This is a genomic window from Vibrio sp. 970 (genome assembly GCF_033339075.1).
In genome coordinates, this window is the sequence record NZ_JAWOTW010000011.1 from 24,743 (window position 1) to 45,402 (window position 20,660).

16 protein-coding genes are annotated in these 20,660 nt (G+C 40.7%); 8 read left to right on the forward strand and 8 right to left on the reverse strand.

Annotated elements, in window-relative coordinates; genetic code table 11:
* Positions 1-4: 4 nt before the first annotated feature.
* Positions 5-952 (reverse strand): amino acid ABC transporter permease, encoded by a 948-nt coding sequence (locus tag R7Q11_RS16410; RefSeq protein WP_005377325.1) that lies wholly within the window; start codon positions 950-952, stop codon positions 5-7.
* Between the two features lie 135 nt (positions 953-1,087).
* Positions 1,088-1,876, reverse strand: coding sequence for a transporter substrate-binding domain-containing protein (locus R7Q11_RS16415; protein WP_005377324.1), 789 nt, complete (start codon positions 1,874-1,876; stop codon positions 1,088-1,090).
* Positions 1,877-2,337: 461 nt separating this feature from the next.
* Here R7Q11_RS16415 and R7Q11_RS16420 point away from each other — a divergent pair, with 461 nt between their 5' ends.
* Complete coding sequence (locus R7Q11_RS16420; RefSeq protein ID WP_005377323.1) at positions 2,338-2,682, forward strand: DUF3316 domain-containing protein; 345 nt, start codon at positions 2,338-2,340, stop codon at positions 2,680-2,682.
* Between the two features lie 605 nt (positions 2,683-3,287).
* Here R7Q11_RS16420 and R7Q11_RS16425 read toward each other — a convergent pair.
* Positions 3,288-4,262 carry a porin gene (locus R7Q11_RS16425; protein ID WP_005377322.1) on the reverse strand — a complete coding sequence of 325 codons (975 nt, stop codon included), beginning with the start codon at positions 4,260-4,262 and terminating at the stop codon, positions 3,288-3,290.
* A 140-nt stretch (positions 4,263-4,402) separates the two neighbouring features.
* Entirely contained in the window at positions 4,403-5,326 is a 924-nt protein-coding gene (locus R7Q11_RS16430) for a LysR family transcriptional regulator (protein WP_085570005.1), read from the reverse strand.
* Positions 5,327-5,704: 378 nt separating this feature from the next.
* Between R7Q11_RS16430 and R7Q11_RS16435 the strand changes: the two genes are divergently transcribed.
* The 3 genes from R7Q11_RS16435 (at position 5,705) to R7Q11_RS16445 (ending at position 11,102) form a co-directional block, all read left to right on the forward strand.
* Positions 5,705-6,874 carry an efflux RND transporter periplasmic adaptor subunit gene (locus R7Q11_RS16435; RefSeq protein WP_225466584.1) on the forward strand — a complete coding sequence of 390 codons (1,170 nt, stop codon included), beginning with the start codon at positions 5,705-5,707 and terminating at the stop codon, positions 6,872-6,874.
* Positions 6,875-6,886: 12 nt separating this feature from the next.
* Positions 6,887-10,027, forward strand: coding sequence for an efflux RND transporter permease subunit (locus tag R7Q11_RS16440; RefSeq protein WP_225466585.1), 3,141 nt, complete (start codon positions 6,887-6,889; stop codon positions 10,025-10,027).
* A gap of 145 nt (positions 10,028-10,172) precedes the next feature.
* Positions 10,173-11,102, forward strand: a complete 930-nt coding sequence (locus R7Q11_RS16445; protein ID WP_005377305.1) for a LysR family transcriptional regulator — start codon at positions 10,173-10,175, stop codon at positions 11,100-11,102.
* 1,220 nt (positions 11,103-12,322) lie between these two features.
* Here R7Q11_RS16445 and R7Q11_RS16450 read toward each other — a convergent pair.
* The gene (locus tag R7Q11_RS16450) at positions 12,323-13,222 is read right to left on the reverse strand and encodes a LysR family transcriptional regulator (protein WP_213885711.1); all 900 of its coding nucleotides are present in this window, start codon (positions 13,220-13,222) and stop codon (positions 12,323-12,325) included.
* A 112-nt stretch (positions 13,223-13,334) separates the two neighbouring features.
* Between R7Q11_RS16450 and eamB the strand changes: the two genes are divergently transcribed.
* The 3 genes from eamB to queC all read left to right on the forward strand — a co-directional run bounded on the left by eamB (position 13,335) and on the right by queC (position 15,290).
* A complete protein-coding gene (eamB, locus tag R7Q11_RS16455) occupies positions 13,335-13,919 on the forward strand; it encodes a cysteine/O-acetylserine transporter (RefSeq protein ID WP_171343287.1) in 585 nt (194 codons plus the stop codon).
* 308 nt (positions 13,920-14,227) lie between these two features.
* Complete coding sequence (locus tag R7Q11_RS16460; protein ID WP_005388200.1) at positions 14,228-14,566, forward strand: helix-turn-helix domain-containing protein; 339 nt, start codon at positions 14,228-14,230, stop codon at positions 14,564-14,566.
* A gap of 67 nt (positions 14,567-14,633) precedes the next feature.
* Positions 14,634-15,290, forward strand: a complete 657-nt coding sequence (gene queC / locus R7Q11_RS16465) for a 7-cyano-7-deazaguanine synthase QueC (protein WP_005377298.1) — start codon at positions 14,634-14,636, stop codon at positions 15,288-15,290.
* 267 nt (positions 15,291-15,557) lie between these two features.
* Here queC and queE read toward each other — a convergent pair whose 3' ends face one another.
* Complete coding sequence (queE, locus tag R7Q11_RS16470; RefSeq protein WP_005377296.1) at positions 15,558-16,208, reverse strand: 7-carboxy-7-deazaguanine synthase QueE; 651 nt, start codon at positions 16,206-16,208, stop codon at positions 15,558-15,560.
* Positions 16,209-16,424: 216 nt separating this feature from the next.
* Here queE and R7Q11_RS16475 point away from each other — a divergent pair, with 216 nt between their 5' ends.
* Positions 16,425-17,234, forward strand: a complete 810-nt coding sequence (locus R7Q11_RS16475) for a Cof-type HAD-IIB family hydrolase (protein WP_017821691.1) — start codon at positions 16,425-16,427, stop codon at positions 17,232-17,234.
* 160 nt (positions 17,235-17,394) lie between these two features.
* On the opposite strand, the gene R7Q11_RS16480 is transcribed toward R7Q11_RS16475, so the two are convergent.
* Positions 17,395-18,840, reverse strand: a complete 1,446-nt coding sequence (locus R7Q11_RS16480) for a bifunctional NUDIX hydrolase/phosphatase PAP2 family protein (RefSeq protein ID WP_005388193.1) — start codon at positions 18,838-18,840, stop codon at positions 17,395-17,397.
* A 385-nt stretch (positions 18,841-19,225) separates the two neighbouring features.
* A complete protein-coding gene (locus R7Q11_RS16485; protein ID WP_225466586.1) occupies positions 19,226-20,557 on the reverse strand; it encodes a trypsin-like serine protease in 1,332 nt (443 codons plus the stop codon).
* Positions 20,558-20,660 lie beyond the last annotated feature (103 nt).

The following is a 20,660-nucleotide window of genomic DNA, read 5'->3' on the forward strand; positions in this document are numbered from 1 at the left end:
ACCATTAATCACTTGCTGCCAATTTCTTTTCTAACGTTTGTATTGCCCAAGATAAGGTACTAGTTAGAAGCAAATAAAGGGCCGCAACGGTAAACCAAACTTCAAATGGGGCAAAACTACCACTTACGACTTCCCTGCCCGCTTTTGTCAGATCAGTAATCGAGATCACGGAGACGAGTGAGGAATCTTTTATCAGGTTGATAAACTGCCCGGCTAAGGGAGGTAATGTCTGCTTAAACGCTTGAGGTAAAATGACATAAATCATCGCTTTGGGATAATTCATTCCTAGTGAACGCGCCGCTTCCATTTGTCCTCTTGGGATTGACTGGATTCCTGACCGCACAATTTCTGCGACGTAAGCGGCGGTAAACACGGAGAGCGCTATCACTCCCGCAGTAAAACGCTCAAGGTCAAGCACAGTACCAATAAAGAAGTAAACGATAAAAATCTGTACTAAAAGAGGCGTTCCACGAATAACCTCGACATACACAAGCGCCAGCTTTTTTAATGCCGGATTGCTGGATATGCGCATTAGTCCGACAACTAAGCCCAACGCTAGAGCAATGATAAGTGACCAGAGTGAGATTTTAATGGTCGTCACAACACCATCTAAAATTGGGCCAGAGCGCCACTCTTTTATAGTTGCTAAGGTATCTCCTTCAAAAATAAGATCACCTTCATAGACGTCCACAGACTTATATTGGCTTAGTTCAAGAACAATATCACCATGAATACTCTCCAGAGCCAGTTGGTTATTCTCGTCGAGAATGATGTTCCCATCGACAGGCGCGGTAATGGATGAAGCAGCGTTAGTGGCAATATAAGGAAGGACACGCTCCCAATTCCAGCTGTAATCGATTCGCTTACCTGACAGATAGACAAGACCGCAAATTGATAGCAAAACAAGAACAAAAACAGCGTTCCACAATAGGGATTTAAAGTTATTTTGCATGTGATTCCGAGAATGACTTTGATTAAAGTTGGTTGGGTATTTGAATAAAGAAAAGCGTTAGCTTCACAGCGCGAACCGTTTGGTTGGCGATGAACCAAGCCAGAAGCTAACCGCTCCTCTACAATAACAATATGATTACTTGACTTGCTTTAACCATTTATCGTCGTTAAACCACTTATCGTAAATGCGATCGTAAGTTCCATCGCCCTTAATTTGACGTAAATAGTTGTTTAAGAAGTTGAGCGTATCTGGATTTCCTTGCGGCACAGCCCAACCCAAAGGCTCGTAAGTAAACGGTTTAGCCAAGTGCATTAACTGCCCTTTGTTTTCCGCCACATAAATAGAGTTGTAAGGAAAGTCATAAACAAACGCATCTACCTTTCCGTTGGCAACCTCAAGTACCGCTTCAGACTGAGTTTCGTATAAATTTATCTTAGCTTTCGGAAGGTATCGTTTTACCGCTTGCTCACCCGTTGTCCCAAGCTTAGTTGCAACAACATATTCTGGACTATTGAGATCACGGTAACTAGACACTTTACCTTCATGTTTGAGATCTACGAGAATGGATTGGCCAATAACCACATAGGGATCAGCGAAATTCACCTGAGTATTTCGCATAGGTGTGATAGTCATCCCGCCCATAATCATGTGACACTTACCAGTCAACAGTGTTGGGATAATGCCATCCCATGAAGTGTTTACCGGCACAAACTTAACATCCATGGCACGCGCCATTTGCTTACCCAAATCGATATCAAACCCGATGTACTGCCCATTTTTTGCTGTCATTTCAAAAGGCATATACCCAGAATCAAAGCAGACTTTTAGCTCCCCTGTACTTTTGATGTCGTCTAAAATTGGGTCTGCATTAACCGTCGTCGAAACAGCTAACCCCAGTGCAGCAAAACACAATAACTTTTTCATGGATATTCCTTTATCATTTGTTGTAAAGTTTTTTTATACACGACAATAGAATAAAAAACCACAAACAATGACTTTTTAATCACTAGAATTTGTAGGATCGTTACTAAGCTGGAAGATCTGAATGAAAATCTATACCAAGCCATTGCAATTGAATTGCATGCATTAAGTGATTAAGTTGTAGGCAGGTCACTATAACGACAAGAAACATACGCTTTGACTGAATAGTCAGCGTTTCCGAGAGTGGTTTAATTATTAACGAAACCATACAGATATTCGCTTTTTCACATTGACCGTAATGTCAAAAGTGCTTGAGTTTTATTGTTGACAATTCTTCCATAGTTAATGGTCACAAATGTGATGTACAGCACATTTATATAATGGCACTATCACCTTTGTCGAGAGATATTAACAAGGATTCGTTGGACATCTTGACTTTGTAATACAAATAAAAAGGTGACTATATGAAAAAACTAATGACGCTCTCATCACTATTATTATTCAGTTTATCTGCTACTGCTGGTATTCATGTCGAACACTCTACAAACAAAGTTGTTCTCAATGACTTTACGACAAAAGATGCAGCTTATAGCTCTGCGTTTGATCTTGTCGATGAATACCAAACGCTATCAAAACATGAACTTAGAAATCGTCTAAACATCATTGGAAGCGGTTTCCCTCGTGATATTGCAATCGATGATAGTAAAGTGAGAGTTGAAGAATACGCACTTAACCGTGATGAAGTTAAATATCGTGCAATCATAAACTTCGATTATCACTTCAGAACAAGTGACGGCGGTAAAAACTAAAAAATCATCTGCACCTTTACTTTCTTAGAGCCCTTCCTATTTTAAGAAAGTAAAGGTGTCTAATCATATTGAAACGACTGCTTTTCATAAATCGCTCTCTCCTTACATAAACAGTATCAATCCCTACCTCTATCGTTTACATAAAAATAATTTTTCCAATCTTCATTGAGATACATTTCGTCGTTTGGCGCTTTATCATTCACTTGGTTCGCCATATGGATTCCACATCACTTAAATGAAAAAGACCCTTGAAATTGAGTTCACTTTTTTATGAAGATTAACTCAACCTAAGATTGACAATTTTCGTTATATTTTTCTCGTTTATAGCAATATATAAAAAAACTCTTTTTGTTTTAATTAACCATAAGACGTAAAAAAAAGGCAACAAGATACTTCTTGTTGCCAAAGAAAAAAATCATCATTCAAAAAATATGAAAATGAAAACTAGCAGTGGACTAGCTAACAAAACAATTATATCCAAAACACTTTAACAAGTAACGATCAATATAATCCATTATATATGGATGAAAATCAGCACTTATAAAATTACACCGATAAATAAAAAGCCTGAAAATAGTTTCAGGCTTTTTATATTTATTAATTTTTTAGAATGAATATCTCGCAGCTATTGCAAGAATATCGTCTTCATTGTCTACATCTGTAATTCTGTATTCTGCTAGTGCTTTAAAATTAGAAGTCAAATCGTACTCTGCACCTAGTGAGTAGTAATCGACGACATCTTCATCATCACGCTCTAAATTGTTATAGCCAACTAGTGCCCAAAGCTTATCTGTTACTTCATAAGTGGCAACAGCTTCAATACCGGTGTAATCAATATTACTTTCAGAACCATCTTTAGCCCAGTTTTCACCATCACTGTATAAAACAGAGGCATAAAACTTGTCGTATTCAAATGCAATAGCACCCGTTAGCAGCTCTGCATCTTCTGCACCCGATTGCCCTTCACCTTCGTTGTAACCAAGCGCAACTTTGAAGCCATATGGCAACTTGTAGTCCGCCGCCGCACCATAAGAGGCTGCATCTGTTGACACTTCATCGTTTTCAGCCTGATAGCTAACATGAATATTCAAACCTTCATAGCTTGTCGTTAGCTTAAATACTGAATCGGAGCGACCGGTACCATATAGATCCGCACTTACGCCAGCAGCTTCATTACCAAACTCCGGGAAAATATCCGTGTAATCAGATACTAAAGTGACCGCACCGTATTGACGTCCATAACTTACTGTTCCGTAATCTGCACCAACTCCTACATAGCCTTTTCGGATATCAAATTCATCATCTTCAATCCCATCAGCATCTCTGCGATTAGACTTAAATTCCAACTCATATAAGCCGAAGGCATAAAGATCTTCATTTATTTTAGACTCACCTGAAAGTCCTACACGAATGTAGCTATTATCTCCGTCAGCATTTTTATCATCAGAGAAATAATACATCCCTTGCGCTCGGCCATGAATATTTAACACTGATTCTTGATCTTCATAAACTACGGCTGAATTTGCAGCACTTGCAGAGAAAAGTGCTGCGATTGCGATCGACGTTCTTGTCATTTTCATTTAATTACCACTACTTGTGTTGTTTGAATCGAGTGAAATTATGAACAGTGGCAATTATTTTTAAAGTGCAAATTCAACCATATTCTATGGATAAATATAAACAAGCCCTCAATCTAAAACATTATGTCCTAGTACTCATATTAGTTGAGATAATCCATCCAAACAGGAGGCGTCCCTATTATTTTTTGAACAGTATCAATGAATAGTTTGGCTAATGGTTGTTGATTTCGGTGAGTATACATTGCATATATTTCCCCTATTGCGGGAAGATTATAATCAGGAAGCAACTGGACAAGATCTTGTTTACTCAAACTCTCCTGAAGAAAGAACTGCCCTATTAAAGCATACCCTAGATCAGATTTTACGGCATCGAGCATTAACTCAGTTTCATTCACGAAGTACTGCCCGTTGATATTATACGTTCTAACGTCGCTTGATGACTGGCTTGGCGCTATACGTAGTTTATCCGCCTTAAAGTTAGCATTAGAGTATATTACTGCTGGCATTTTTATAAGCTCTTCTGGAGAGCTCGGGGCTCCATACTTGTCAATAAAACTCTTCGATGCAACCAGTGCCATATTATTGCTTGCCAACTTACGCACTATCATGTTGGACTCTCGGATTGGTCCGATACGAAACACAACATCAAAACCTTCGTGGATAACGTCGACTCGATTATCATCGAGCAGCAGCTCTACAGTAATGTTTGGGTACTGTTTTATAAACTCTTTAACTGCCTGATTTAAGTATGCTCTGCCAAAGAAAGTGGAGCTTGATATTTTCAAGTTACCCTTCGGTTCATCCTGAAATGTAGCAGCAATACTACGAGTTTCGGTTAGAACCTCTCTTACTTTCTTGGCTTGCGCCACCATCTCAACACCTGCATTGGTCAGGGATAGCGAACGCGTGGAACGGTTTAACAGCCGTAAGCCCAATTCATCCTCTAGCTTTTTGATCTGTTTTGACAAAGCTGAACGATCTATATGATTTCTGTCAGCAGCCTTAGCAAAAGTTCCGTATTCAGAGACATCCAGTAGTAATTCAAGTTGGCTTGCGAGATCCACTGCACAATTCCTTATTTAGTTTTTATTCTTTATGTGATGGGAAATGGATTTTACAAAATTAATTTCAATTTTTTATGGTTAAAATTGCATCAGTGAATTGCAAATAATGCACGAATTAAAAACGCTTTAATTTTCGTCGCTATCTTTAGCTTCTGTTTAGTTATTCCTATCTATTATGGCTTATTACATTTAACAATACTCCACGTCTTTAAAACCCTAAACTGATCTTTTTCAAACCAAAAAATGAGCATTTTGACCAATATTTAATCGTGCATTTTTATCACTACTCTATGTTCGCTGAGGGCCTATTTACCCATAGGTACAATGAATACAATGCCGTTCCTTTTAGTATGAACAGAATCATTTAGGGCGCGACAAATGTTAAAGAAAGTTTTCGGCATTGGCCTTTTATCCGTTTTAGCTGCTTGTGCAGACGAAGAGATAACCAAACAACCTAATACTCCCTTACCTACGATAGACGTCTCCAAAGTCATCTATGAGCCCGTTCAATCGTGGTTCACCTTTACAACAAGGCTTCAAGCCCCAGAGAAAGTTTCTTTAATGCCACGCGTTTCCGGAGTTATTGAAACGGTAGAGTTCAAAGACGGACAGAGTGTCAACAAAGGCGACTTACTCGTCACTCTTGATGATCGAACCTTCAAAGCTCAGGTCTCACGACTTGAAGCGCAAGTTAAGAGTGCTCGAGCTGCGCTAGAGCAAGCAGCAAACGAACAAAAGAGAGCCGCTCAACTTGTTAAGCGAAAAGCCATCTCAGCGGAACAAGCAGAGGCCCGAGATACCGCAGTAAAACAACGCTCTGCAGAACTAATGGCTTTGCGTGCTCAGTTAGAATCCGCAAAGTTAGATCTTGAGTTTACGAAGATATATGCCCCTATTAGCGGCACTATTTCAAGAGCATTCATTACTAAAGGAAACAATGTAAACGCAAATCAAAGCGTTATATCAAACATTGTCTCTAACGATCAGGTATATGCATACTTTGATGTCGATGAGCGAACTTGGAACCGTTACTTCTCGACAATCAATGCCGACTCTAACTTACCTACTCGTCTTGAACTATCTGGACAAAGTGGGCAGGAGTTTTTTGGACGCGTTGACTTTGTCGACAACTCCATCAACGAAAACACCGGTACTTTGCAGGTTCGAGCGGTATTCGATGCAACAAAATCAAACTTAAAAGTGGGATCGTTTGGCCGAGTTCAGATATCAACAACCAAACCAGTTGAACGAGTTCTCGTTCCAGAGCGTTCTATTGGCACAGATCTAGAAAACCGCTTTGTATTAACACTCAATGAAGAGAATACGTTGCAATACAGCATCGTAACCTTAGGCGAACGTTACGGAACATTTCGTGCTATCGAGAATGGCTTGAACGCCGACTCAATTATTGCGGTAAATGGCCCAGCAAAAGTTGGCCCAAATAGCAAAGTCACACCAAAAAATGTCACGCTAGATATTAGCAATACTTCATTGATTATGGCTTCAAACTCAACATCGTTGCCAAACAAACGTTTAGCTCAAGACTAAGAAGACAACCGAATGAAATTTGCACACTTTTTTATTCAAAGACCCATATTTGCCTCTATGTTATCGCTATTGATATTAATAGTAGGCGCAATTTCACTTTTGCAGTTGCCTGTGAGTGAATATCCAGAGGTTGTCCCTCCTACAGTAGTAGTTACAGCAAACTATCCTGGTGCGAACCCAAAAGTAATCGCAGAAACAGTTGCTACGCCTCTGGAGCAAGAAATTAATGGTACAGAAAACATGTTATATATGTTTTCGCAGGCAACCAGTGACGGCAGAATGACATTGACCGTAACCTTTGCTTTGGGTACGGACTTGGACAAAGCTCAGGTTCAAATTCAAAACCGCGTCACTACAGCTTTGCCCCGATTACCAGAAGCCGTCCAACGGTTAGGAGTTGTTGCCGAAAAAGCCTCTCCTGATCTCACCATGGTTGTGCATATATATTCTCCAGATTCTAGCCGTGAAGTCAGTTATTTAGCTAACTACGCTAATTTAAACTTGAAAGATGAGATAGCTCGGCTCGGAGGCGTTGGTGATGTGCGCCTTTTCGGTGGTGACGAGTACTCAATGCGCTTGTGGTTAAATCCAGATGAGCTCGCTTCTAGAAATCTAACCGTAATGGACGTTGTCTCCGCCGTCCGATCTCAAAACCAACAGGTGGCAGCAGGCTCATTAGGTGCGCAACCAGCCGCTAATGAAAACCAATTCCAAGTTTTGTTGAACGTAAAGGGCCGCTTGGAGAATATTGATGAATTCAACGACATCGTAGTAAAAGTTGACGAAACAGGGGCTTTGACGCGTCTTAAAGACGTTGCACGCGTAGAGCTAGGTCAAAACTCTTATGCACTGCGCGCCTTGTTAAATGGTAAACCAGCGGTGGCGATGCCCGTATTCCAACGCCCTGGTGCTAATGCTATTGAGCTATCTAATCAGGTTCGTTCAACCATGGACCGTTTACAAGCAGCCTTTCCAACTGGAGTTTCATATGAAATAGCCTACGACCCGACCGTCTTTGTTCGTGGTTCGATAGACGCGGTGGTTCATACTCTGCTAGAGGCAATTGTACTTGTTGTTGTCGTAGTTATTCTGTTTTTGCAAACATGGCGCGCGTCTATCATCCCTATCATTGCGGTGCCTGTTTCATTAATCGGTACGTTCGCTGTAATGCAAATGCTCGGAGTATCGATTAACACACTTTCGTTGTTTGGACTTGTTCTCGCCATAGGCATCGTCGTCGATGACGCCATTGTCGTCGTCGAAAACGTGGAACGGAACATCCATAATGGTCTTGCACCACTAGAAGCAACGAAACAAGCAATGACCGAAGTTACCGGGCCAATTATTGCAATTGCATTAGTGTTATGTGCGGTGTTTATCCCGACGACCTTTATTACAGGGTTATCCGGTCAGTTTTATAAGCAGTTCGCACTAACAATTACGATCTCGACGATTATTTCAGCAATTAACTCGTTGACGTTATCGCCTGCTTTATCAGCACTGCTATTACAAGATAAGAACGCAAAACCCGATCGGCTAACCAAACTCTTGGATGCGGTTTTTGGTAAGTATGTTTTTGCGCCATTCAATAGAATTTTTGAGTACAGCTCGAACCAATATCAAGCTCTGGTCAAGAAGCTGATTCGCTTTAGCCTTGTTGTTGTGGTGGTATACATTGCGTTACTCGGGGGAACGGTTTCTCTATTCAAAGCGGTTCCTGGAGGATTCATTCCTCAACAAGATAAGCAGTATTTAGTTGCGATCGCCCAACTTCCAGATGCAGCAAGTTTAGATAGAACAGAGTCCGTTATTAAAGAAATGGAAAACCTCGCGCTGGCAACACCTGGCGTAGCACAAACCATTTCTTTCCCAGGCTTATCGGTCAATGGTTTTACTAACAGTCCGAATAGTGGCATCGTTTTTGTTACGCTTGAGGACTTCGATAAACGAAATGATCCAACTCTCGGAGCAAATGCGATTGTTGCATCTTTGAATAAGAGCTTTTCAATCATTGATGAAGCCTTCGTTGCGATTTTTCCACCACCACCAATCCAAGGACTTGGCTCTACTGGCGGCTTTAAACTTCAAATCGAAGACCGTGCGAACAAGGGGTTTGATGAGCTCTTCAAGCAATTGAACTTGGTAATAAGTGAGGCATCAACAAGACCCGAGCTGATGGGATTATATTCCACATTTCGTATACAAGTGCCGCAGATGGACATCCAAATAGATCGTGAACAAGCGATGCTGCAAGGTGTTCCTCTAGAGCAGGTTTTTGATGCGCTTCAAGTTTATTTAGGATCATTATACGTCAATGACTTCAATATGTTTGGTAGAACATACAAAGTGAATGCCCAGGCAGACATGAACTATCGTCTCGAACCTGACCAAATACTTAATTACAAAGTAAGAAATGCTGCCGGAAAAATGGTTCCTCTCGGCGCTGTACTGGAGATCATACCCACGATTGGGCCTGACCGCGTGATGCACTATAACGGCTACCCTAGTGCAGAACTAAACGGCAGTCCTGCTTTTGGTTACAGCTCTGACCAAGCCCAAACGGCTATTGAGGAAGTACTGGATCAAAACCTAGCAGAGGGAATGGTTTATGAATGGACTGATGTAACCTACCAGCAGATTTTGGCTGGTAACACGATGGTGTATATATTCCCACTTGTTGTTTTGTTAGTTTTCATGGTGCTAGCTTCGCAGTACGAGAGTTTAAAACTGCCATTCGCTATCATTTTGATCGTTCCTATGACCATTTTTTCTGCACTAGCAGGTGTTTGGTTCATTGGTGGTGACAACAATATATTCACACAAATTGCTTTGATTGTCCTTGTGGCTCTAGCGTGTAAAAATGCCATCTTGATGGTGGAGTTCGCTAAAGAACTTAAAGACAATGGCCAAGATACCTTATCAGCGATTTTGGAAGCATGTCGTTTACGTCTTCGACCGATTCTAATGACATCAATTGCATTTACCGCTGGTGTTATTCCATTAATGATTGGTACAGGGGCCGGAGCGGAAATGCGACAAGCAATGGGTATTGCCGTATTCTCGGGTATGGTAGGCGTAACGGTATTTGGATTACTACTCACACCTGTTTTTTACATGTTAGTGAGTCGAAACAAAAAACGTCAAACACTATAACCATAATATAAATACTCATTTAAATTCATACTAAAGGGAGCTATTGCTCCCTTTTCTTTTGGTTATTAAGTATATTAATAATTTCTAGACAGAGCAGCAGTTATACATGAAACTAATACGCTAATATCTAACTTGGATAAACATTGTGGATTTAGCAAATAAACTACACCTGCTTTTAGAAGTCTCTAAAGCTGGATCTTTTGCAAAAGCAGCAGATGGGATGAATATCGACCGCTCTGTTTTATCTAAACACATCAAGCAGTTAGAAGAGCACTTAGGCGTTAGGCTATTAAACAGAACAACTCGCTCTCTTTCATTAACACAAGTCGGCAAGCAAATAGTTGAAAAAGCAGACCAAATATCTCAACTCCTTGATGATACTCAACAAATAGCGGAGAACTTTCAGACTGAGCCTTCAGGGAAAGTACGAATTTCAAGCTCAACATTATTTGGAAAACTCTATCTACAACCTTCGATAGAGAAGTTTTTACATAAGTACCCAAAAGCAAGTGTTGAACTAATGCTAGATGATCTTCATGTAGACGTGATTAGAAGTAATTTTGATATTGCTTTTCGAATCGGACCTATGAGGGATTCATCAATGGTAGCAAGAAAATTAGCAAAAAATACGACTGCAATCATTGCTTCTCGAAATTTAATTGAAAAACATGGTAACCCAGAAACGCCTGATGAGTTAGTTAAGCTACCTTTTATTATTTATTCAAATGGTAATTTTATTGTCGATAAACTTAAATTCTACGACAAAGCAAAATCAGATGGTTTAGATACATACCCAATATCAGGGTCATACATGGTAAATGAAGCTGAGCTAATAATTGAAAGCGTAAAGTCAGGTCTGGGCGCTGCACTTATAGGTCAATTTATGCTTCCTAACAACCTAGAGTCTTCTAATTTAGTTCAACTTTTACCAGAATATGAAACTCAAGATTTTGGTGATATTTATGCCATGTACTCACACCGTCAGCAATCACCATTGGTTAGGGCATTCATTGATATCGTTCAAGAAGAAGTTGGCATACCACCAATATGGGAAAAGCATTTCAATAAAAGCTAGTTGATTCTATTTAATCAAAATTAACAGAAAATCAAATAAAATCAATAATTTAAAACAGAAATGTTTAAGATCCATCGAAGTTTAATGTTAGGTGAATTAAGTTCCATTCTAAATGGCGCTTAATTCACTAAATATAAAAAATTCTTGATTTATAATACTAACAAATCCATCACCTATACAAGTTACGATGTATATTAAAGAAAAACACACCTCGGTCACTAGTTTGTTAGTATATAAAATATCTTATCTTATTTTTTTGGTTATTTATACGTTAGCAACGATTTATTTTAGCGTAAAAATGGACAAAAGCACATCGGAGAACTCTCTTATAGAAATGACTCAAATAGCATTTGTGCTTTTTTCATCGTTAATGTGTTTGTATAAATCTAAGGAGTATCTTGAACTCAAACACATATTAGTAATAATGTCTTCATTTTTTATGGTTATATTCGTTAGAGAAATGGACTACCACATAGAGCAGTATTTCTCTCACGGTTCATGGAAGTACCCTGCTTGGATTATAATAGTCTCGGTCTGTTATTTTTGTTTTAATAACATAGTTAACATAAAAAATGAGGTCAAACTTTTCATTTCTCATTCTAGCTTCACGACATTAACGATTGGCTTTTTCATTGTTTTCTTATTCTCACGCTTTGCAGGGTATGGTGATTTTTGGGTCGAGTTTATGGGGAACTCATACAATAGAGACGTGAAAAACTTGGTCGAAGAAAGCTTAGAGTTACTAGGTTACGCGATACTTTTTAACGGTGTTTTACTTATTAAAGTAGAAAACCACTAAGTATAAATAAAAGTTCATAGCTTGTAGTTCAAGCTTTGAACTTTTTTGGCTAAAAAAAAGCAGCAAATTATATTTGCTGCAAATGATGAAAAAACAATATGCGTAAGTTAACTTCCTAGCAATGGATGCGTTAACGAGTTAATAATAACGAACCGTAACAATTAAGTCTCGTTGAAAATAATCCATAAAGAATGGCATTTATTACACTGTTAATTATGTAATCTAATCTAGTTATCACACGCCGTCGTTTTTATATCTTATCTCTTTCCGTCAATAAATAGCTCTTCACATCAGATCCCATTTATCATCCCACAACAGTCGGATTCAAAACAAAGTAATAAAAATCAATAAATTAGAAGTAGCCACTTAAAAAATAAAAAGGAGTAAAAACGAAACTATATCAGATAGAACATATTAAAGATCACCGACTCTGAGTAGAAAGCCGTTCATACTCGTTACGCATACAATCAATAAAGACTTCCATCGCCGGCGTCACACACTTCCCAGCATGATAAGCGCAGAGTGGCTTGATCATCTGTGAAAATTCGGTGAACTCAAGCTCTTGTAAACTGCCCTCTTGCAACTCTTTTTCAACCGTAAAACGAGGTAAGTAAGAGATACCAATATTACTCTCAACGCAATTTTTGATCGTATTAATACTGCTAAGTTCGATCATGTTGTCGATGCTAATATCACGCTCTTGAATAATGCTCTCAAACATCTGTCGAAAAAGGCACTTAGGGCCATTGCTTATAAACCCTAAATCAATATGTTGCTCTCTCTTCTTTAAATCTAGCCCTTTTAAAAGCGGTGAAGCAACCAATACCAGTGGCTCGTGCTCAAACTCGTGGACCTTGAGCGTATCGTCATTACCTACTCGATAAAACACACCTAAATCAGCTTTATCCGCTATCAACTCATCTCGAATCTGATAGCAATTTTGTGATTGCAGAGAGAGTCTGACATTGGGCGCTCTGATCCTGAACTCTTTTAAAACATTAGCCATCTTATAAGCAAGTTGAGTCTCAGCAATCAGCACTTTCAATTCACCGGTCGGCTCCGAGTTTTCTTGCTGTGCTGTTCCCTCAATATTTTCCATCACTCGCGCCAGTTCATAGACGTAAGGCAGTATCTTTTCTCCTGCTTGAGTCAAAACCATCTTACGCCCTATTTTTTCGAACAGCTGCAGAGACAGATCTTGTTCCAACTGCTTGATTTGAAAGGTGACGGTTGATTGCGTGCAATAAAGCTTCTGTGACGCTTTTAGAAACGATCCTTCTTCAACAATAGCTTTAAAAGTAAGAAAGCGTTTTAGATTCATGACTAGACTCCACAACCAACAGTTCAATAAATTAAAAGTCTAAGTTTTAATTTATTCAATTTTTTAATCAATTGTAGCGAAGTATAGTGCAGTAAAAACAGGAGAGATAGAGATGACCGCCATCTACACCGCATTTTTTACTTACGTAATCATTACTTCATTTACACCAGGGCCAAACAACATTTTATCGCTCAGCATCGCGACGCAATATGGACTAAAACGCTCAACAAAAGTGATTTCGGGGATGTTTTGTGGCTATGTTGTTTTGATGCTACTTTGTGGCGCTTTCACGTATAACATGATCAGCCTCTTGCCCGTGATTACACCTTGGCTAACATGGATTGGAGCAGCTTATATTGTTTGGTTGGCTTGGGGGCTTGCTACGAGTGAGATCAAAACTTCATCGGATAATTCTAAAGGTATCAGTTTCTTAACAGGTTTCGGTTTGCAGTTCGTTAATGTGAAAATCATTCTTTATGGAATTACCTCTATTTCTACGTTCGTACTGCCCCACACTCAGAATATCTACTGGATCTTAGCGACTAGCCTCATTCTTGCTTTGATCGCACTTCTTAGCAACGTAGTTTGGGCCGTTGCAGGAAAGCTACTTCAATCGCAATTCCAGAGATATGGAAAAGTCATCAATATGAGCTTAGCAGCAGCTCTGATCTATTGTGCGACACAGTTATTTACTTAAGTATATAGTTGATCATCAAGAACAATATTGCTCTTCAACTTAGACGACTACGTTTATGTGAAGAGCAAATTCTGCTCTACAAATCGCTGCGGTTTCTCGTGCCCTTACTCGCTCCTCCCGCTCCTTCATACGGCAGTTTTTGAAGAAGTAGATTCAACGTCACTTAATCAACCTAAAGATGCGAAATCTTTTTTAGTTATACAGACACGGCCTTGGCGACCTCGGCAATAACTAAGCATTACTTAGTATACAAAAATCAGAAAAACTAAGATAATCTTAGTCATCCAAGTCCTTCGTATGAACTTTAAGTGTTGTTTAATAACCCACTCCCAGCCCGCCTTAAGCATGCGCGTAAACAAGCGAATCTGTCCCAAAAAGCACTGGGCATCCGTATCGGCATGGATGATAGTTCTGCAAGTGCAAGGATGAATCAATACGAAAGGGAGCGCCATACTCCCGACGTAAAAACGCTCAAACTTATCGCAGATGAGCTAAACGTGCCTCTAAACTATTTTTTTTGTGAAGATGAAATCACCGCTGAACTTGCGGTGAATCTCCACAAGCTGTCAAATGATGACAAGCAAAGAGTGCTTGAGAGCACAGCCCAGCTGATTGCGGACGCAATCGCCACGAAGTCGAGTACGTAATTGGGATTAAACGCCTAAGAATACGTATCAATACCAAAGAATCAAAGAGCATAACTAAGGGTTCAACATGGCTACAACAAAAGCACTTGTGGTTTTTTCCGGTGGGCAGGACTCTACGACCTGCTTAATCGATGCATTAAATACATATGATGAGGTTCATGCTATAACATTTGATTATGGCCAGCGTCATTCAGATGAAATAGATATCGCTATCGAATTAGGTAAGCAACTTAACATCAAAAGCCACAAAGTCCTGGATGTAAAATCAATTAATGAGTTAGCGATAAGCTCGCTGACAAGAGACAACATTCCGGTATCTAATGACTTAAGCGACGCTAACGTACCCAATACATTCGTTCCAGGGAGAAACATTCTCTTTCTTACTTACGCATGTATCCATGCTTACCAGCTTGGCATTCAAGACATCATTACGGGAGTTTGCGAAACAGACTTTAGTGGTTACCCTGACTGCCGAGACAACTTTATTCGCTCTCTAAATCTCTCTTGCAACTTAGGTATGGATAAAGCCTTCAATATTAAGACTCCTTTAATGTGGCTTACTAAAGCCGAGACCTGGGCTCTAGCTGATAAGCACAATATGTTGGAGTTTGTCCAAAACAATACTTTAACATGTTACAACGGAATCGTTGGTAAAGGCTGTGGTGAATGCCCAGCGTGCCTACTGCGACAAAGCGGCTTAGAAGAATACTTAGCGAGCAAATAGTCTTTGTTAGCGGTAATAGCGGTGGGATGAAACCTTTTGCGTTAGCTTCTAAACGCTTTATCTCAGCGTGAAACTCCAGCCAACAGAGCTTCATTTTGATGCCGCCAGATTGGTGGCATCAATTAAATGCGAAACGATTGTCGAACCAAAGATAGCACCACACCACAGCAGTCAACACTTCTTAGCTTTTACAACGCTATAAACTGTTTAGATATATCGACAATGTTTCGATAGCAAAGCTACCTCGAATGATGACGAGCCTCTCGTCTAAGCAATACTCAAATATTTATGAGTTTGAACAGACAAACGCCAATTGCGGGCAATACACGTATCAATACACAATTGCGTAGCACGAGGCTTCTGGCTAATTGGTTGTAGTGCAATGATAGTCTCAGCCGCCACGTTCGCATTTGCTAAAAGATCATCAAGGTGGTCGATGTCTTTCTGGGTACCGACTGGATGCTTAATCTCATTTGCCCGTTCTAACGCGCTATTAAGCACTGGTAATTTACCTTTCATTGCTACTTTTGGTGACACTGTCACCCACGTATTTTCTGAAGTAATCACTTCTGATGTGCCACTGGTTTCAATTTGGCATTGGCACCCCATATCTTCAAACGCCTTTGTTAAAGGGCGCAGATCATAAATACAAGGCTCTCCACCAGTAATCACGATATGCTTAGCATTAAAGCCTTGCTGTTGATATTGCTCTACGATGTTCTCGGCAGATGCAACACACCACGTCGGAGAGTCTTCCGTTTTCACCAGAATATCGCCTATTTGACGTTGATCATTCTCATCTGCATACCACGTTTGTTTGGTATCGCACCATGAGCAACCAACCGGACACTCTTGAAGCCGAACAAAAACAGCAGGGACTCCAGTGAAAACCCCTTCCCCTTGGATGGTTTCAAACATCTCATTTAGCTTATACAACGCAGAACTCACTCAACTCATAACATTTCGAGGCGAAGACCATAATGGACACGCGTGTCTAGGTCAATTTAAACCAAAAATTAATTGTTAAAATAGATCATTTTGTAGTTTCATAGCGTAATGAATATAGGTTTCTGGTTAACGTTAAACCAAGCCTTATTCACTGACAGCTCCCAAAAAACTTTAAGGTAAGAAATGATGTATAAACTGATCGCACTAGATATGGATGGCACGCTACTCAATAGTGATAAAGCCATTTCTGAAGAAAACAAACAAGCGATCGCAAAAGCTCGAGAAGCAGGCGTTACTGTCGTTCTCGCTTCTGGTCGCCCATTAGAAGGAATGCAAGACAAGCTCGACGAACTGAATATCCATTCCGATCGAGATTTTGTTCTTTACTACAACGGTTCGATGGTCAAGAACGTAGGCACAAACGACATCATCCACCAGCAAATCATAGATGGTAAAGCTGCAAAATTGGTGGCGCGAAAAGCCGAAGAGCTAGGTGCGTACGTCCATGCTTTTAGTCAAGTTCATGGTTTAATCACCAACGAACACAACCCTTACACCGATATTGAAGCAAAGATAAATGGCTTAAATGTCACCGAGATGAACTTCGAATCACTAGAAGACGATCATCCAATCATCAAAGCTATGATGGTTGCAGAGCCAAGCAAACTAACAGAAGTTATAGCAGCACTGCCAGCTGAAATGCGCGAAGCGTTTACGGTTGTTCAAAGCGCTCCGTTTTTCCTTGAGTTTCTTAACCCTGCGAGCAACAAAGGTATTGGTGTTGCCGCAATTGCCGAGTATCTGGGAATTAAACCGGAAGAAGTTATCTGTATGGGTGACGCAGAAAATGACCACCACATGCTGAAATACGCTGGCCTTGGTATCGCGATGGCAAATGCAATGGAAGAAACCAAGCAAATCGCTGACTACATTACGGCAAGTAATGATGAGCACGGTGTCGCTAAAGCTATAGAAAAGTTCGTGCTCAATGCATAGCCCTTTCCGCCATGTCTGTTGCGTTAAGCTTCTTACGTTTAACACCCCTAACCGTCCAAGATAGGCAAGCGGCGTTGTTCGTAGACTAAACGTGTAAAAGCCTTGCTGTAATGCAAGGCTTTGTTTTTACTCAAATACTAATAGATAACAAATACAGCCATCAATCTAGCAACGTTTTGCTCGGTTGGTTTTCACAAGTCAGCTTCCTTGCAAGCAGCATAAATAACAACATTAATAATGGATAATGTAACGTCGACAAGACTAATGACCACAAACCGCTAAACGATACGATATTAGCCGAGTACAAATAGAGTTGATCAACAAGCAACAATGCCAGCGTTACAAAGATCATCTGCCGAGTATCTAAATGTGCTTTCGACTCTTTAAATGTCATGACCAACGCTGATGCAGTGATTAAAATTGCTAGCCAGCGACCAAACACAGGTAATGGCCAGATGACAGAGATGACCGATGTTGCCGCAGTCATAATGAACCAGACGCCTTTTGAGCTTAGAACTTTATCAACGTTCACATCTTGATTTGTCTCCAGTCGAAGAACATGCCAAGCCACCAAGCTGCCTAACAGCGCGCCAAATAACATATCTAAAATAAAGGCACTGCCGAGGAAAAACTTACCTAACACCACAGTAAGAGTGATGAACACGAAGACTGCCGTTGTTCCATTCAAACCAAAATACTGGGTTCTATGAAACAAGAACGTCAGCACACAAAACCACACAGCGATAGGCAAGCTAGGAAAACTAAAGCCAAAGCTGTGCGTTAACTCCATCATTGGTATATAGACATGTGGGCGCGGTAGCGAAAAGCCTTGTTGAGCGACAAGCACCATAAGCGACGTTGCACTAATTGCGAAAAAGAGTCGGTACACAAACCGGCTACCAAAGCGCATCATGGCTAAAGGAAATAGAAAGAGTAGTACCGTCGGTTCTGTCAGATCTATAACGAGTTTCGAGATCTGACTAGCTACCTCGTAACTCGTTTCTGACAACGCCCCTACCCAACTCTGTAAATCTATCAGCCACGCCAATTCAACCTGACGAAATGAAGGCGCGGATTCGATCAACTGAGTCACATAAGATACTGATTGCTTGGTAGCTTGATCAAAAAACTGAGTGGCTTGTGGCCATTGCTCAGGATAACGATATAAAGATGATGGTAATTCAGATGGGCTAAGCAACATCGCTGAAGCAACTTCTACTCCATAATGAGGGGCAAACCAAATAGGCAGTTCATTTCCACCTAAAGAATTATTCATAGAAAAAGCGATAATGTCAGAGTCTGATATACAGTCGTAAAAAACCGCAGTGTCCGTTCTGCCAAGCTCCTCTCCAACCGTAACCACTATACCGGTTTCTTCCCACGTTTCTCGTTGAGCAGCAACTTGTGGAGACTCACCATCAATGATGGTTCCGCCAGGTAGAGAAATCTTATCCGTTAATACTTCATGAACTAGCACTAACTTGTCATCAGCGCGAACAATACAGAGCGCTCCTTTAACTTCGCTCGCAGTGGCTTTAGCCGTAGAGATCGGTGAAACAGGTAACAAAATAAAACAAAGGATGAGTAATAACAGCTGTCTCAACACAAAATATGACCTTAAATAAACATAATGATAACCAATGAATCATGGCAGTTAATCTTATCTTTTTCGACAAAAATTAAGTAACGAGTTATGCCAAACTGAGTTGATCGCGTAAAACCCGATCTCAACGCTCACTGGAGAATAATTTAATGCAAACCTGACAAAGATCAGACAAAACATAAAATGTTGATCGCAATTCTGCCAGTTATATAAAGATAACGTCAGGACAAAGTCATACACATTTTGTGGGTTCTCATAGTTGACACAATAAAAAAGGGCTTATTATTCGCAAACAATAAACCCTAGTTATAATAACTATGTACTGATCGTTGAAACCAAGAATGAATCTTATCTCATGGTCAACGAATCAAATTCACTGGCCCGATAGTTAGTTAGACGTGCAATTCGCATCGCCTACTTTTTGCCAAACACCCCAAGGCCCTGAGTCTGCTGGATTATCACCTTGAGTCCACCACTGCGCTTGCCAAACTTTACCATTCCAAGTAACCGTATCTCCTTTGAGATACACTAAGCTGTCTTGCCATACAGTTGTACAGCTATCTGTGGGAGGCGTTGTCACCGTTTTCGCTTGAGCGGATACTAACGCTTGGTATTGTGTGCTGGTCTTATCAACGTTGAAGTTCAAAGCCACTCTTGCTTCTCCGCTCTGAGTAGCACCAAATTCAACATCAACACGACAACTTGCATTCATTGCTAACGTCGCCTGAGAGCACTGATCATTGGCAATAACAGCTGCATCGGTAACACCCGAAGCAAACGCGCGAACATTTTCCACAGTGAACGTGGTGCTCCCTGAATTCTGGATAACAAAGCTATGTTGCTGTAACTCCCCAACATTAAATGATGCCAGTGTCTGTTCGGTGGTGTATCCAACAGAAACATTTTCTTTTGGTGGTGTTGCTGTTCCGATAACACCATCGACAAAATTGCGCATAGCAGCGATATCGCTATAAACCCCATACATACCAGGACGAGCACAACCTATTCCCCAACTGACCACACCAAGTTGAGTAATTACACCACTGCGATTAATGACGATTGGACCACCACTATCTCCCTGACAAGAATCTATCCCACCTTGAGGAATACCCGCACAGAATGACACTTCTCCAACCGTTGTGTAGTTGCCACCGGCTTGACGGCAAGTCATATCCGACACAAGTGGGACGTCAACCTCTTGCAATCGAGACGGAGAGCTTCCTCCTTCAGAAGTTCGCCCTAAGCCAGCAACACTAAGCCAATCTCCGATGCTCGCGTATTGCGTTAGACTGCCATTCGCAATCTCAACTGAAGAAACACCTTGAGGCACAGAGTCGAGCTTCAATACCGCGAGGTCGTGAGAAAGCGTCGCGCGGCGATATGCCGGGTGCATATGGATCTCACTGACGTTTGCACGAACACCGTCACTACCGTTATAAACAACGCCACCGATTTTAACCGCTATCTGATTCGGAGAATCACCCTCAACACAATGCGCAGCAGTCAGGACGTAACCATTCCCGATATAACTGGCCCCACAATATGATCGGTTACCATAACGACTAACAATTTGGGTGTAGAATTTCCAGTCACGTGGGTCGGCAGTTACTCCGCCTACGATCTGGGGTTGGATAGTATGATTTTGCGTCTGTGACAAATCATCAGCACTTGCGAACATTGGCAAAACGGCTAAAGCAAGTAACGATTTTGTTAGTTTCAAAATATTGTCCTCTTGTTTTTGTAAGCACGATCCTCGTGCTACTAATAAACAAGCAGACAAAAACGCCGATACCAATGTGGGTGCATATCAATTTGTTAACATT

What these genes read in the sequence shown, in the direction of transcription:
- R7Q11_RS16410 (WP_005377325.1), bottom strand. Translation starts at nt 952, where the DNA reads ATGCAAAATAACTTTAAATCCCTATTGTGGAACGCTGTTTTTGTTCTT.
- R7Q11_RS16415 (WP_005377324.1), bottom strand. Translation starts at nt 1,876, where the DNA reads ATGAAAAAGTTATTGTGTTTTGCTGCACTGGGGTTAGCTGTTTCGACG.
- R7Q11_RS16420 (WP_005377323.1), top strand. Translation starts at nt 2,338, where the DNA reads ATGAAAAAACTAATGACGCTCTCATCACTATTATTATTCAGTTTATCT.
- R7Q11_RS16425 (WP_005377322.1), bottom strand. Translation starts at nt 4,262, where the DNA reads ATGAAAATGACAAGAACGTCGATCGCAATCGCAGCACTTTTCTCTGCA.
- R7Q11_RS16435 (WP_225466584.1), top strand. Translation starts at nt 5,705, where the DNA reads ATGTTAAAGAAAGTTTTCGGCATTGGCCTTTTATCCGTTTTAGCTGCT.
- R7Q11_RS16440 (WP_225466585.1), top strand. Translation starts at nt 6,887, where the DNA reads ATGAAATTTGCACACTTTTTTATTCAAAGACCCATATTTGCCTCTATG.
- R7Q11_RS16450 (WP_213885711.1), bottom strand. Translation starts at nt 13,222, where the DNA reads ATGAATCTAAAACGCTTTCTTACTTTTAAAGCTATTGTTGAAGAAGGA.
- eamB (WP_171343287.1), top strand. Translation starts at nt 13,335, where the DNA reads ATGACCGCCATCTACACCGCATTTTTTACTTACGTAATCATTACTTCA.
- queC (WP_005377298.1), top strand. Translation starts at nt 14,634, where the DNA reads ATGGCTACAACAAAAGCACTTGTGGTTTTTTCCGGTGGGCAGGACTCT.
- queE (WP_005377296.1), bottom strand. Translation starts at nt 16,208, where the DNA reads ATGTTTGAAACCATCCAAGGGGAAGGGGTTTTCACTGGAGTCCCTGCT.
- R7Q11_RS16475 (WP_017821691.1), top strand. Translation starts at nt 16,425, where the DNA reads ATGTATAAACTGATCGCACTAGATATGGATGGCACGCTACTCAATAGT.